Below are 15179 nucleotides of genomic sequence, written 5' to 3'. Positions count from 1 at the left end.
TTATGGCTAGTGATAAGCATAATTTTGAAGAATTAACGGCGCCGGCTGCGACTGCAAAAAAATTGCATGTTAGTGTTGCTACATTACGAAAGTATTCACTAATTGTTGAAAGAGTCACCGGTCGCCCTGATTATTATCCAAGAACTAAGCAGAAGGCTCGATTATATAGCAAGCAAGATGTTCAGGACTTACAAGATTTTCATAAATTGGCTCAAGAAAACGGGCTGACCCTGCAAGAAGCAGCTCAACAAATATTTGCGGTTAGTGAGCAAAATCAAAATTCAATCGGTGGAATCGATTCTCATAATCAGGAAACAATGACTGCGCCACAGACAATGAAATTGCTTAATGCATTGCAACAGACAATTATGCAGCAAAATACGGCGCTCAAAGATTTACAAGAACAAATGAATCGAATTGAGGCCCAAAATAAAGAGTTGTTAGAAAAGTCGAATAAGCAGGAGCACGATTTGACTGCTTATTTACCTGATATTTCTGGCATTGTAGATAATGACTTGGATGATCAAAAAGATTCTGAATCCATAACAGTAGCCGAAAAGAGGTCACAGATTATTCATGATCAACATAAATCAAGTGAGCAAGTTCACGAAGAAATTCTAGCTAAAGCTCAAGAAAATGCTCAAAAGAGTTCTACATCTAATGAATATCGCACCTTAGCCGATATGCAAGTGGAACCCGAAAAGAGTCACTGGTGGCAACGATTTATTAATCTATAACTGAAAATGATTAATTCTTTTAGATAAACTTAACTAGTATGTGACTACTTATGAGTTAAAGTAAGAAGAATAGATATGGAGGCTGACATTGAAAAAAATTAAGCAACGCTATCTTTTAGCAGTAATTGTTGGTTTCATTGGACTTATTTTAACTGCATGCACATACTTTGCTACAGAAATTTATCATCGAAATGATGTAGCTTTAATTACTGATACTACTATTAAAGATACTTTAGTAGAGAAGAGTAAAGATGTTTATGACAACAAGGATGAGACTCGAAAGCAAATTTTACATCTAAAAATTTTATCTGGTAAATATAAGAATAAAAAATTTACAGCAACTAATCTTTACTACCCATCACAACTAGTAACCCAGAAGTATCGTTGCAGACAACGAGTTTTTGTTAGTATTAAAAATGGAGATCTTACTATTCAAAATCCAAAAAGAGATTGGGTTATTGTTCTTGCTTTAACGGTAATGATTACCTTAATGATTGCTATCTCTGGCAAGCAGGCAGTAGGGTTAATTTTATCCATGACACTTAGTTGGGTACTGTTTTATATAGTTATTCTGCTAGATATTAAATTAAATGGTGCTTATGTTGTCTTATTATTCGGTTTAGGGGATGTAATTTTTTCCTTCTTTAGCTTGCTAATAGTTCAAGGGCTCAATCGAAAAATGCTGGTTACATGGTTAGCTACATTATTAGGAGTTTTTGTTTCGTTTGCACTTTGTTATTTGATCATGCGCTTGACTGGGGAATCTGAAATCAAATATGAAACGGGTGACTATGCGACCCAAGATCCACGAGGAATTTTTCTTGCACAAACTTTATTGGGAATTTTAGGCGCAGTGATGGATGAGGCAACTGATATTATTTCTAGTTTATATGAGTTAATTCAAACTAAAAAAGAGCTAACGGCTAAGCAATTAATTATAAGTGGCCGAACTATGGGACAGGAAATAATGGGGCCATTGATTAATGTTTTAGTTTTAATTTTTATGTCTGAAGCATTGCCATTAACGATTATTTATTTGCGTGATAACAATAGTTTAAGTTCAACTTTTGGCTTTACATTATCACTTGGCGTTACTCAAAGTGTAGTTTCTGCTATTGGAATTGTGTTAACCGTTGTTTTTGCAACAGGATGCAGTTTGTTATTTTTAAAAAATGATTGGTGGAAAGCGAGTGATCAAAAATGAGTACACTAGTTGCTTTGTTAATTGTTTTAGCATTTCTAATGACAATAATTGGTGGAGAAACGGGAATTCGCAGCTTTTTTAGTGTTTTAATTAATACTTTATTATTGATTTTACTGGCACTACTAATTTCTTGGGGAATTAATATTCCAATTTTAATTTTAATTTTTATACCACTTAAGTTAGTTACAATTATCTTTTTAGGAACTCATGATTATCAAGTAGCTAAAAATTCATTTTATTCGGCATTATGTATTTGTCTTGCAGTTAGTGGCTTGATTTTAGTTTTTGAATGGTTGGCACAGGCTGCTGGACTCGGTCCCGAAGCTGGTGAAATACTGGTTGGTTTATCACAAATGCCCGGCTTGAGCTACCCATTAATTGCAGTTGCGGTAGCTATTTTCTCCTGTCTAGGTGCAGTTGCTGAAGCAGCAGTTGCCATGAGTTCGGGACTACTGGAAATCAAAAAGCATAATCCAATGATTACTCGCCAACAATTAGCGATTAGTGGTAGTAAAATCGGTAATGATGTTTTAGGGACAGCGATGAATACCATTTTATTTGGGATGTTCGGTAGCTTTTTATCATTATTTTTGTGGTACATTCGTTTAAATTACACAATTGGTGAAATTGTGAATGAAAAGATGTTTGTCAATGAGATTTTAGTTATAACATATTCACTAATTGGTGTATTATTAACAGTACCACTAACGACTGTTTTTTTAACAAGAAACATGGTAAAGCACGAGGTAAAAAATGAAGGTAAATGAAATAGAATTAACTAATTTTAATGGGCGTAAATTTAAGATTCATCCCTATATGTTAGCTTCAATTGGTGATTTAGTTACTCCTCAGCATCCTTTGGCTATCGTTATTCCAGGCGGTAGTTTTGATCATCTCTCTAAGCGAGAAGGCGAGCCAGTAGCATTAGCATTTAATAATTGCGGCTTTAACAGTGTCGTGATGGAGTATAATCTTGTCCAAGATGATGGAGATATCTATCCCGATGCGGGATTAGATGTTTTAACAACCGTAAAATATTTTCGCGATCATGCTAGTGATTACCAAATTGATCCAGAAAAGATTGTAACAATTGGTTTTTCAGCTGGTGGACATGTTGCAAGTTTTGCTAATAGTATTGCTAATTCTTCTAAATATCAAAATGAATTTGGATTTAAGAGTAGTACAGTTTTACCAAATAAAACAATATTAGGTTATCCGTTAATCAATTTAGATAAGATTGGTTTTGCTATACCGGATGACGAAGAAGACAAGGTACCAGGAGATGAATTCGTCAAAGATAGTGCATTAGGTGTGACGCCCAAGACACCAGCGACATTTATTTTTCATGCTTGGGATGATCCAATTGTTTTAGTAACAAACACATTAGAATATCTGGATGCTTTACATGAAAATAAGGTTTCTTGTGAAGCTCATCTATTCAACCGTGGTGGTCATGGTTTTTCTTTAGGACGTGAAGATATGACAATTAAGGGTCGTGAATGGCAGGCTAATCCGCATGCTGCACACTGGTTTGAGTTAGCCCAAGAATGGCTTACAAGTGAGTGGTCAAAATAATCTTGAAGAAATAATAAATGTCAAGTTTTTCACGCACATATCTTGCTTTTTTTAAATGAAAGTATATAATTATATACTTAAATCGAGAGAAAGGACATGATTTTTTGAAGCTAGTTAAGATGAAATCTTTGACAGTAATTAATGGCTTATTAACATTGAGCAGTCTAATCATGTTATTCTTTGGATTGTGTAATCAAGTTAATGAGTCAGATTATTTATTAAACGATGAACAACTAATTGCCCGAACAGGTACCGACAATTTGATTGTTGTTATTGCAATTATTGCATTGATATTTTTTGGATTTGCATTTTTTGCAAGTTGGTTGAGTTCAAGTAAGGTACGTATAATGCGCTATAAAGCATAACTTAGTAGAAAATATGAAACAGCACGCCATTTGGTGTGCTGTTTTTGTTTTAAATAAAAAATAGACTAGTTAATTACCAGTCTATTTTTTTAATTGGAGAATTGAGTAAATTTTTAGTACCAGTGATGGATTATCCAAAAATTTTTAGCGTTAACCCAAGAACCATATCGGCTGTATACGTAATTATCAGCTGTACGTTCTTGGTTTGCTGGAGAGTGATCGCCACCTAAATAAGCTAGGTTAAGTTGGTATTTGCCATAACAAACGCCATTTTGAGCATCATATCTGCCACCTGATTCGTGGTTTGCAATCCACTTTTTAGCAGCACGTTCTCTTTTAGATAATTTCCGCGCTGCCTGAACAGTTTGAATGTTTTGGTTATTTGTTGTTTCAAAAATGCTGATAAAACTGAATGATAACGCAAGCGCGGCGATTAATTCATAAATAAGACTTTTACTTTTCTTCATTTTATTTTTCTTTAATTCCCCATAAATAGTTTAACTTATTATTCTTTATCATATTACATAATTAATGTGTCATTGCTGTTACAGAAAGAACACGCATGCCTTACAATCAAGTTTTAATGCTATTTACCTTTAGGTTTGGTAGAATTTACAATAACAATATTATTTAGGAGGTAGATTATGTTAGCAAAACATTTATACGAAGTTTTTCAGCCTGAGCATTATGATTTATATCTAGATATAAATCGTGAACAAAAAACAATTAAGGGGACCTCAACTATTACTGGTGAGGCCTTAGAAGAAACAATTTTTGTTAATCAAAAATATATGACAATCATGTCTGTAAAGAGTAACGACCAAGAATTGCCATTTACTGTTAGCGATGAAACTGAAACAATTAAGATTGACTTAGGTCATCTTGGTAAGACTACAGTTGAAATCACGTATACTGCCCCATTGACGGACACAATGATGGGAATATATCCTTCTTACTACATGATCAATGGTGTAAAGAAACAAATTATTGGAACACAATTTGAAACAACTGCCGCCCGTCAAGCATTTCCATGTGTTGACGAACCCGAAGCTAAAGCAACTTTTTCTCTTGCTATTAAATATGATGAACATGATGGAGAAACGACATTAGCCAACATGCCGGAAATTAAAGTTGAAAATGGGGTTCACTACTTTGAAAAGACGGTTAAAATGTCCAGTTATTTGATTGCCTTTGCTTTTGGTGAATTACAATCAAAGGTAACGGAAACTAAAGATGGCGTTAAGGTAGGTGTTTTTGCTACCAAGGCTCATCAAGCTAAAGAATTGGACTTTGCGGTAGGTATTGCTAAACGTGCAATAGAATTTTACGAGGAGTTTTATCAGACTAAATATCCATTGCCTCATTCATGGCAATTAGCTTTACCAGATTTTTCAGCTGGGGCAATGGAAAACTGGGGCTTAATTACTTATCGTGAAGCAGCAGTCTTATTAGATCCAGATAATGCCACAGTTGATCAAAAAGCTTATGTAGCTACAGTTATCGCTCATGAATTAGCACATCAATGGTTTGGAGATTTAGTAACCATGAAGTGGTGGGACGATTTGTGGCTTAATGAAAGTTTTGCCAACATGATGGAATATGTTTCAGTAGATGCTTTAGAGCCTGAGTGGCATATTTGGGATAATACTTATCAAATTTCTGAAGTACCTGCAGCGTTAAAACGAGATGCAACCGATGGTGTCCAATCAGTTCATGTGGAAGTCGAACATCCGGCTGATATTGATTCGTTGTTTGATAGTGCAATCGTTTATGCTAAAGGTTCACGGATGTTGGTAATGGTTCGAGCTTTATTAGGTGACGATGCATTACGTAAGGGTCTGAAGTATTATTTTGATCAACATCAATTTGGCAATGCAACCGGTGATGATCTTTGGAATGCCTTGTCGACAGCAACTAACTTGGATATTGGCAAGATTATGCACACTTGGCTTGATCAACCAGGTTATCCTGTTGTTAGTGCCGAGGTCAATCAAGCTGGACATTTGATTTTAAGCCAAAAGCAATTCTTTATTGGCGAAGGAAAAGATGCTCAAAGAACGTGGGCTATTCCGTTAAATGCTAACTTTAAAGCACCGCAAATTATGACAAATAAACAAGTTGATCTTGGAAATTATAAGGAACTACGCGCTAGTGCTGGTCATGCTTTACGAATTAATGTGGGAAATAGTTCGCACTTTATCGTTAACTATGATCAAACATTAATGACCGATATTATGGCCAACTTTAACGAACTTAAAGCTGTTGATCAATTACAATTGTTACAAGATCTTGGACTTTTAGCAGAGGGTAACCAAATTTCTTATGCTGAAATAGTACCATTATTGGCAAAATTTGCTACGTCAAAATCTTATATTGTAATTAATGCACTGTTTAATGCAGCTCGTGAACTTCGCAAATTTACCACTACTGGTTCAGAGGAAGAAAAGAATTTAAAGCTTTTATATAATCTTTTATCAGAAAATAAAATTGCAGCATTAGGCTGGCAGACGAAGCCAACTGATAGTTCTGATGATTTATTGATTAGACCATTGGAGCTATCTGCAGCCCTTTATGCTGGAAATTCAACGATTATTGAAGCCGGTCACCATATCTTTACTGCTAATGAGAACAGCTTAAGTAAAATAGAAGCCTCGATTCGACCATATGTTTTAATTAATGAAGTTAAGAATTATCATCGGTCAGGCTTAGTCGAACAATTAATCAATGAGTACCAAACTACGGTTGATCCATACTATAAGAGTGACTTGCTTGCAGCTATAACTAATTCACAGGATATAAGTGAAATTCAGCAGATTGTTGCAGCTTTTGAAAATTCAGACATTATTAAACCGCAAGATTTACGTTCTTGGTATTTCAATATCTTGTCTAATCCCAAAGGTGAACAAGCTGCTTGGGATTGGCTACGTAATCGTTGGTCTTGGCTTGAAGAAAAAGTGGGCGGAGATATGGAATTTACTACTTATATCACCGTTACTGCTCGTGTTTTCCATACTGCAAATAGATTGCAAGAATTTAGTGACTTCTTTGTTCCAAAGATTGATCAGCCAGGCTTGGGTCGTGAAATTCAAATGGATACTAAAGTAATTGCTACTAGGGTAGACTTAATTAAACGTGAACAAGCTGCAGTTAATCAAGCAATTAAAGCAGTTATTAAATAATTAGTAAAAAGGCTTTTTATTAAATTTTGTTAATGAAAAATAAGCATTAGTCTATTGGACTTTTGCTTATTTTTTCGTTTGTCGTGTTCTTGAGGCTACGATTTTTTTAAAAAGAAACCAAAAAGCGACCCTTTGGGATCGCTCAGCCGGCTTGCAAGTAGCTAACTTGCTACACGTTTATCGTACATACGATACATTCTCTTATTTCTAAGTCAATTGTAGCACGAAAATCTATATCTGGTAAAATAAAATATGCATGTTATGTGTCATCTTGGAGAGTTTAGCTAGCTCTCCTAAGGAGGTGAGAATCGTGCACGATATTTTATTATCTTATTTTTACTGTATTCTGTGCTGTCAAATGCTAAGCAAGTGCTGAATGATTTATTTATGATTCTAGACAAACTGTTTAAGTAATACAGGGAAAAAGGTGGAGTAATTCTCTGCCTTTTTTTGATTGGTCTAATTATGAAATTAAAAAAATTCAAAAAATAAAAAGCCAGCTTTGACGGGCTTTTTATAAATTAATTAAATATTGCTACAAAGGATAAAAGTGTGTTCTTGAACTTCAGAATTATCTCTTTCTTCATAGATATTTGTATCTTTCACGAGACTAAGTACCTTGTTATTAAAGTTGTTAAGCTTAACTTCTTGAGGATTATCTTAGATAGATTTAATCCTAGATATAGAAGAAAAAGTCATATAGTTTATTTTGAAATAATATTTTTAAAATCTTCAAAATTTTTAATATCGTTACCATTAAAATTTGTAAGTTGCATGATTTGAATTGCTTCGTTCATTTTAGAAATTCCCAGTTCGCTATCTCCTGTTAAATATTGGAGAGCTCCCTTATAAAATATCAATCGAACTCTTTCAAACATTAAATCAGGTGATTGTATGAGATTTTCGCATAATTTAATGTATACAATGACTAATTTGGTTTCATTTCTGGTTAGCAAAGTTTCTATAGTATTGAGTAGGGTATCAATAAGTCCATTTTTATTGTCGTTTAATGATAAATAGCGCATACCTTTTTGATATGCTGATTTACTAACTAGTTCTATGATTTCTGTTGGTAGAAAATATAAAGAATTTGCATATAATAGAAATTCATAATAAGCCCAATCTTCTACACCCATTAAATAATTTTTTATTGGCATCCAGTCATCTTTTTCGGGAGGTGTATTAGTGATCTCACTTTTATATAAGTGACATAATAAAATATTGTGCTTATGCCGCAAATTATCATCCTTGGTGTACAGTAGAGCTTCATTTTTTTCAAGGTTGTCAAATATCGTAATACTCTTATTATTGGCAGCATCAATTAATTTTTTTAAAAATTTACGTTGAGGATGTTCTTCGAAATCATTAGTTTCTAAGATAAACTCATTAATATCGACATTCATATGATCTAATATTTTAAGTAATCTTGAGAAGGAAATTTCACTTTCTCCTCGTTCGAATTTTGATAAAAATGCTGGAGTAACAATGTTTTTAGCTGCCTGTTTAATAGTTATGCCTTTTGCTTCTCGTATGTTTCTCAAAGAGTTTCCAAAATTATTCATAGTAATATCCTCAAACTTCATATATGACTTTTATAAATAAAGTTTATCACTTTTCTGATATCTTTAATTTCGAAATTATTGTTCAGTAGTAAGAATAAAAAGGAAATTCGGGTAGATGTTATGGAACAGTTAAAATTGAAAATAGAACTATATTGGAAACTTCACAGCAATATATTGATCTAGATTTAAAACGTTCATTTCATACTTTGAAGTATGTATGTATATGTTACCAAAAACAATTTTAAAGCTGTTTGACAAAGATATTCACTTATAGAGGAGAATAAAAATGAAACGATATCTAAGACAATATAAATTTAGAAATATGCTTGTTATAACCATGACAGTAATTATGTCATTTTTACAAATATCAACTAATTTAATTAATGCGTTTGCTCTTGATGAGCTTATAAAGTTGCATATGGGTAACTTTTTAAAATGGTATGTTTTGTTCGGAATTATTTGGCTAGTATATTTAGCTATTATGCGGATAACAGACGTTCAACAACAAATTGTTATTCAAAAAATGAGTACTGCTATTAGACATGATATATCTGTGAACATTAGTCATCTTAGTTATCTAGACTTTCATAAGAATCCTACTAATGTTTATTCATCTGAATATACCAATGATTTAAATATGATTGAACAAGCTGGATTTACAAACTTTTTTGCCAGTATTGAATCAATATCTAGTGTGATTTTTTCTATCTTTGCATTGTTAACAATCCATTATTCTTTGATTGTAACAGTTATAATTATGTCAATGATTTTACTCAGTGTTCCTAGCTTCTTTTCAGGCAAATTGCAAGAAGCAAATATTGCAGTTACAAAAGCGAATGGTAAATTTTTAGGACAAGTCACGGATGTATTAGATGGGTTCAATGTATTATTTTCAAGTGGTTTAAATAAATTAATCGTTAGTAAAATAGAAGCACAGTCACATAAACTTGAAGAAGTAAAAGTGGATTCTATTAGGAAACAAACAAATATTGAAGTTATTATTACATTTTTTAATGTTTTAGCTCAATTTATGATTATTGTACAAACTGGTATCTTAGCTTGTCTGAAGTTAATTCCTGTGGGTGCTTTAGGAGGTACTGGTGGATTAGCTGGGGCTGTATTTAATGGATTAGGACAATTAGGCAACAACATTATGCAAATAAAATCTGTACAGCCCATTTTTGAAAAATTCCATTTAAATAATTATAAGGCAGAAGTACCGACACCTATTGATGGGTTACACAGAGGAATAAAATTAACTAACATTACATATTCTATTGGACAACATAATGTTTTTAAAAATTTGAATGTTGAATTCGAATCAGGGAAAAAGTATGCATTAGTTGGTCCTAGTGGGAGCGGTAAATCTACGTTATTGAATATAATTAATTCTAGGATTGATAGTTATGATGGCGAAGTAACTTATGATGGAATTAATTACAATAAGCTTAATGCAGATAATATTAGAGACAATATGGTGTATATTGATCAAAATCCGTATATTTTCAATGAGACACTACGAGATAATATAACTCTAGGACTAAATTATAGTGATGAAGATTTACAAAATGCTATTGCGTCTTCGTCATTACAAGAATTAGTATATTCTCTTCCTCAAGGATTAGATACAATATTGGGTAAAGAAGGATCGAATTTATCTGGAGGTGAGAAACAAAGAATTACTCTTGCTAGGGGACTTATAACAGGTAAAAAAATTATATTAATGGATGAGAGCACGTCGGCACTTGATAAGGATACAGCTTTGGACATCGAGAATACTTTAGTTACTCATCCAAAGATAACGCTAATTATGATTACGCACCATTTACATGAAAGCATTGCATCAAAATTAGATAATATTATTGATATCACAAAAGTTAATAATATTGATTAAAAGGAGATGTCTCTTTTCAATACAACTTTAGTTGAACGTAATTGATATGTGACATAAAAAAGCATTACCTAGCATGGCAATGTCATTAAGCCATTGGCTTTTTTAACTTGAGTAAGTGAGGACTTCAAAGTTACAAAAAAGTTTTGGTTATTGACGGTTTGTAATTTTTGCTTGTGGTCTGTCGTTTTGACATTGGTAGCGATATTGGCGTAGAGTAAGCCAGCTACTAAGAAGGTTAGTGCGTTAACAATGGCTAAAGTGGAATATGACATAAATAATAATAGTGCTGAACCAACAAACTGGGCTATCATTGTAATTAATTGAGATACACCACTAGTAAATCCCGCGGCTTCCGACATTTCATTTTCGCCCACCAAGTCGACAATTAACGGAGTTTGTAATCCGCCGGAATACATACCAGAAATATCTGAAATAAAGTTAATACCAATAACGATTAATACTAAATTCCAGCCAGCAATGTTGGTGACAAACAGAACGCCAACAATCATATATAGTACAAATCTAATGATTACTAGTAATATGATGATTTGATATTTGTTCTTAGTCCGATCAGCAAAATATCCGCCAATACTCTGTAATAAATTAGGTATAGCCTCAGTAATAGAAATTAATGACAAGGCTAAAGCATAATTTTTCAATTTGCTAGCATAAGTCATTAAAGCTAAATAAAATATTGCCGGCACTAGATAGCCAACTCGCAATTGTAAAATTGCGGTAATTCTTATTCTTTAAAAAAATGCCCATGATTTTCTCCCTATATTTTTAATAATGTTATAAATCTAAGATATTTACAGTATATTTTGTTTACAATTAAATTGAGGAGAAATGTCATATTTGATTATCAAAAGTCAAATATGACAATTAGCTAAAGATAGGTAGGAAATAGCGATGACAATTGGAGAATTACTAAAAGAATTCCGCTTAAACAAAGAAAAAACGCAAAAAGAGTGGATCGGCGATATTGTAAGTCCATCGTTTTATTCAAAAGTCGAAAAGAATATTCATCGAATTTCTGCAGAAGACTTAGTGGCAATATTACATGTAAATAAAGTTCCATTAATTGATTTCTTTAGTAAATTAAACAAGCGCGATCAAGCCCGCTATCAGCAAGGCCTAAAAATAGGACAACTGATCAATGAGGCATATTACCAAAACTCTAAAAGTGATTTGCAACAAATTCGCAAAATAGTTGCCGACAGTGATTTACCGGATAAAGATGATAATCTTTTATTTATTGATGCATATATAGCAATGCTTGGTAATAACTTTAAGATCTTGGATAAAGATATGATTAATAGGATGAAGGAGAAAGTCTTTAGTATTTCCAATTTTGATGGGGATAGTTTAAGTATGTATTGTAACTTTATGGCTTTTTATGATTTAGATAGCAATTTAATAATTTCCAAAAAGGTAATAGAGCAGTTTATTGATAGTAATGAAATTAGAATACAAAGGATAGTTTTAAGCATAATTGATAATATGTTGACAATATGCATTCAGGATAAGCGATATGATGAAACGAGTTTTTTCCTTGAAGTAGCCAAGCAAGTTAAAATTAAACCAGAAATCTTTTTCTATAAGGCGGTCATAGTGGCATTTGACAATTTAATTAAGTATCATTATGAGCATGAGCAGAAATGTTTTGCGAACGTTAAAGCAATAATTAAAACGATTGAAATGACAGGAATGAAAAGTTATGGCAAAGATTTAGAAGAACTCCTGCTTTCAGTTTAATGTGTTGGTGCCGTCATATTGATGCTAGACAACATAATTAATGAACCGTGTAATTTTCAAGAATAATATAAAAAGGCATTACCTAGCGTGGTAATGTCTTTTTCGTCTGGTCGTGCTCTAAGAAGGATGCGTTTTTTATTTTAAAAGAAAAAAAGCGACCCTTTTGGGATCGCTCAGCCGGCATTGCAAGTGACTGAACTTGCTTTGCACGCTATGTTGCATGTTAAACATACTACCTTAGTGACTTAAGTATACCATGATTGCCAATTCTGGTAAAATGAATAAGCACGTTATGTGCACCATCTTGGAAAGTTGACTGGCTTTCCGTAAAGGAGGTGAAAAAGCGTGTCAGACATATTTACCTTAGTATTATTTTACTTAGTCTTAATTAAGACAGAGCAAGTATTGAGCGACATTATTGTCATACTTGATAAGTTACTCAAGTAAAATAACAGAAGCAACTCAGAATTTCTGAGCTGTTTTTGATTGGTCTAATTATGAAATAACAAAAATTACCAAAACAAAAAGCCCGCTTTAACGGGCTTTTTTGCTTACCTAAGATAATGCATATTATGTTAAGTTAAAGACGGTATAGGTAAATATAACAGATTAATAAATTTGAGAATGCTTTTTCCATGTTTCATTAAAACGATAAAATCTCTTTTCTGTATGCACAAATATTTTAACAGAATCAGAACCGTGTTTATCAATGCTAATTGAAGGAGCAACTGTTTTTAATACTGTAAAAACATCTTCTAATTTAGCAATCTTTTCATCTATCATCCGCCATCCATTTTAAAAAGCAGTATGTGGAATTTTAATGTATCTTTCTATGCCATTAATTGATCCACTTAGTGTAGCATATCAATATGTTAAGTCAATATTGGTATGGTGGCTTAAAATATAATTAGCTAAAGTTAATATAGTGACATTGAATAGAGGCGGTTAAGATGACAATTGGGGAGTTATTAAAAGATTATAGAATAAAACAAAGAAAAACCCAAAAGCAATGGGTAGGTAATGTAATGAGTGCTTCTTTTTATACGAAAGTAGAAAGAGGTTTAAGTAGAATTTCGGCTGAAGATTTGATTAATTTATTGCATTATAATCAAATACTATTAATCGATTTTTTGGGCAAATTAAGTAAAAATGACAAATCGTTTTATCAACAAAAACAACAAATAAATAGGCTGGCTAATGAAGCATACTATCACGATTCTAAGCAGGAACTAAAACAGTTGCGGGATATAGTATCAAAAAGTGAGTTACCGAATAAGGATGATGAATTGTTTCTTATTGATACTTACATTGCTGTAATCAACAAAGATTTTACTCATATAGATCAAAAGCTTATAGATAAAATGAAAGAACGGATTTTAAGCATTACTGATTTTGATGAAGATGGTTTGATTATTTATTGTAATCTTATGAGCTTTTATGATTTAAATAGTAATCTGCTCTTATCTAAAAGAATAATAGAACAATTTATCGGATCAACTAGTACTAAGATACAAAAGATAATTTTGGGAATCATTATTAATATGCTGGTTTTTTGTATTCAAAATAAAAAGTTTGAAGAGACAGAAGTATTTGTTAACTATGCGGCTCAAATAAAAACACAGCCAGATATCTTTTTTTATAAAATGTTAATACCAATATTTGACAATATAATTAAATATCAATATGAGCATGATCGCAAATATATGGAAGTAGAGCCCAAAAGTTAATTGAAAGTGTTAAGCTAGCAGGCATGCCAGATTATAGCAAAGACTTAGAAAAGTTGATAATCATAAACTAGAAAAATTTCATATTTGATTATTATTAATCAAATATGAAATTTTTTATAATTTTATCAGTGGATAAACTATACTAAAACTATAAAAAATATAAAAGAATAGGAGGAAACAACATTGTTTGAGTTATTACGCGAAATTATTATTTTCTTTCCACCATTTTAATCAAGAATTGAAGTAATGGAGGTCCGCACATGCCAAGAATAAGGAATGTAACTGATGATGAGGTTTTGGCATGACTTATAAAAATAACCGCCAGTGTGACTATGAAGGTTATACAACCGGTCTTTATATTAGATTCAAGTCTCAAAAAAAGAAATATATATGAAATTTATTTAGATAGTTTAGTTATTAATAATAAGGAGTAATAATCATGAAACTAATAAGACAGTAATTGCAGGATTAACAACATTAGCATTAAGTCCAGTTGCAACAGCATTAGGAAGTGGAGTTTTAACAACTCAAGTCGTACAAGCAGCCACGGTTACAAATGCACAAAAGCTTGAAGCGCAAGGCTATGATGTTAAGGCGATCTTGGGTGAAAAATCTTATCAAGTAGCTTTGATGCAAGATCTGTTACGTCATGGTGGAACTTATATCAGCACTAATAAGCATGGATTTACGATCTATATAAATAGTGCAATTACTAAAGTACTTGTTATGGCCGGAGCAGTTGGTGCGGCAGGAATAATTGGTGGCCTCTTAAGTTCAGCAGGTCTTGGTGGAGCTGCATTGGCTAATGCAAAGGAAATCATCGTTGGTGTAGCCTCTGCTGGGGGCACTAAAGCTATGGATAGAGGTATTTACGTTAAATTTAGCAATAAAGGTAATTTGGTTAGTTGGGGTTATCAATAAAGCTATGGATATTTAAAATATAGTAGAGATGATCAACATGACAAAAGAAAAATATCGCGAAAAGTCTAAGGCACTAAAAACAATTGAAATTATTTATTACATAATTACAGCAGTAGTATTCGGAACAATAATTGGTCCTAGAGTATGGCCATTTTGGACTAGTGTCACTAAATTTACAGTATTTGTATTATGTCTGGTAGTAGCAGTAGTCATTCTTGATTGCCTTATAAAGATTACTGATCACTTGTATTACAAAAATA

14 protein-coding genes are annotated in these 15179 nt (G+C 32.5%); 10 read left to right on the top strand and 4 right to left on the bottom strand.

The features are described from left to right. Nucleotides 1–2 precede the first annotated feature (2 nt). From ACYIAQ_RS03125 to ACYIAQ_RS03105, 5 genes are all read left to right on the top strand, one after another. Nucleotides 3–737: a transcriptional regulator gene (locus ACYIAQ_RS03125; RefSeq protein WP_483563271.1), complete on the top strand. Its 735-nt coding sequence runs from the start codon at nucleotides 3–5 to the stop codon at nucleotides 735–737. Between the two features lie 88 nt (nucleotides 738–825). Then, nucleotides 826–1941 carry a YibE/F family protein gene (locus ACYIAQ_RS03120; RefSeq protein WP_483563272.1) on the top strand — a complete coding sequence of 372 codons (1116 nt, stop codon included), beginning with the start codon at nucleotides 826–828 and terminating at the stop codon, nucleotides 1939–1941. Next, nucleotides 1938–2708 (top strand): YibE/F family protein, encoded by a 771-nt coding sequence (locus tag ACYIAQ_RS03115; protein WP_483563273.1) that lies wholly within the window; start codon nucleotides 1938–1940, stop codon nucleotides 2706–2708. Before ACYIAQ_RS03120 ends, ACYIAQ_RS03115 begins: the two co-directional genes overlap by 4 nt. After that, nucleotides 2695–3516, top strand: a complete 822-nt coding sequence (locus ACYIAQ_RS03110) for an alpha/beta hydrolase (protein ID WP_483563274.1) — start codon at nucleotides 2695–2697, stop codon at nucleotides 3514–3516. The genes ACYIAQ_RS03115 and ACYIAQ_RS03110 overlap by 14 nt, the downstream gene beginning before the upstream one ends. A 119-nt stretch (nucleotides 3517–3635) precedes the next feature. Then, nucleotides 3636–3881, top strand: a complete 246-nt coding sequence (locus ACYIAQ_RS03105) for a hypothetical protein (RefSeq protein ID WP_483563275.1) — start codon at nucleotides 3636–3638, stop codon at nucleotides 3879–3881. Between the two features lie 113 nt (nucleotides 3882–3994). Here ACYIAQ_RS03105 and ACYIAQ_RS03100 read toward each other — a convergent pair whose 3' ends face one another. Then, nucleotides 3995–4348 carry an aggregation-promoting factor C-terminal-like domain-containing protein gene (locus tag ACYIAQ_RS03100; RefSeq protein ID WP_483563276.1) on the bottom strand — a complete coding sequence of 118 codons (354 nt, stop codon included), beginning with the start codon at nucleotides 4346–4348 and terminating at the stop codon, nucleotides 3995–3997. Nucleotides 4349–4525: 177 nt separating this feature from the next. On the opposite strand from ACYIAQ_RS03100, the gene ACYIAQ_RS03095 reads away from it, so the two are divergent. Continuing rightward, the gene (locus ACYIAQ_RS03095) at nucleotides 4526–7060 is read left to right on the top strand and encodes a M1 family metallopeptidase (RefSeq protein ID WP_483563277.1); all 2535 of its coding nucleotides are present in this window, start codon (nucleotides 4526–4528) and stop codon (nucleotides 7058–7060) included. Between the two features lie 704 nt (nucleotides 7061–7764). On the opposite strand, the gene ACYIAQ_RS03090 is transcribed toward ACYIAQ_RS03095, so the two are convergent. Further along, nucleotides 7765–8622, bottom strand: a complete 858-nt coding sequence (locus ACYIAQ_RS03090) for a helix-turn-helix domain-containing protein (protein WP_158592460.1) — start codon at nucleotides 8620–8622, stop codon at nucleotides 7765–7767. Nucleotides 8623–8908: 286 nt separating this feature from the next. Between ACYIAQ_RS03090 and ACYIAQ_RS03085 the strand changes: the two genes are divergently transcribed. Further along, complete coding sequence (locus ACYIAQ_RS03085; protein WP_483563278.1) at nucleotides 8909–10516, top strand: ABC transporter ATP-binding protein; 1608 nt, start codon at nucleotides 8909–8911, stop codon at nucleotides 10514–10516. A gap of 68 nt (nucleotides 10517–10584) precedes the next feature. On the opposite strand, the gene ACYIAQ_RS03080 is transcribed toward ACYIAQ_RS03085, so the two are convergent. Continuing rightward, nucleotides 10585–11220 carry an MFS transporter gene (locus ACYIAQ_RS03080; protein WP_483563279.1) on the bottom strand — a complete coding sequence of 212 codons (636 nt, stop codon included), beginning with the start codon at nucleotides 11218–11220 and terminating at the stop codon, nucleotides 10585–10587. Nucleotides 11221–11425: 205 nt separating this feature from the next. On the opposite strand from ACYIAQ_RS03080, the gene ACYIAQ_RS03075 reads away from it, so the two are divergent. Beyond that, the gene (locus tag ACYIAQ_RS03075) at nucleotides 11426–12271 is read left to right on the top strand and encodes a helix-turn-helix domain-containing protein (RefSeq protein ID WP_122022540.1); all 846 of its coding nucleotides are present in this window, start codon (nucleotides 11426–11428) and stop codon (nucleotides 12269–12271) included. 609 nt (nucleotides 12272–12880) lie between these two features. Here the strand turns inward: ACYIAQ_RS03075 and ACYIAQ_RS03070 are convergent. Further along, a complete protein-coding gene (locus ACYIAQ_RS03070; protein ID WP_158592461.1) occupies nucleotides 12881–13054 on the bottom strand; it encodes a hypothetical protein in 174 nt (57 codons plus the stop codon). 167 nt (nucleotides 13055–13221) lie between these two features. On the opposite strand from ACYIAQ_RS03070, the gene ACYIAQ_RS03065 reads away from it, so the two are divergent. Continuing rightward, nucleotides 13222–13998 (top strand): helix-turn-helix domain-containing protein, encoded by a 777-nt coding sequence (locus ACYIAQ_RS03065; RefSeq protein WP_483563280.1) that lies wholly within the window; start codon nucleotides 13222–13224, stop codon nucleotides 13996–13998. Between the two features lie 600 nt (nucleotides 13999–14598). Beyond that, nucleotides 14599–14919, top strand: a complete 321-nt coding sequence (locus tag ACYIAQ_RS03060; RefSeq protein ID WP_122022543.1) for a hypothetical protein — start codon at nucleotides 14599–14601, stop codon at nucleotides 14917–14919. Nucleotides 14920–15179: the final 260 nt, after the last annotated feature.

The sequence above is a fragment of the Lactobacillus sp. X-49 genome (assembly GCF_057063645.1).
Note: the sequence above shows the minus strand (reverse complement) of the source record. Positions and strands in the feature narration are given on the sequence as shown.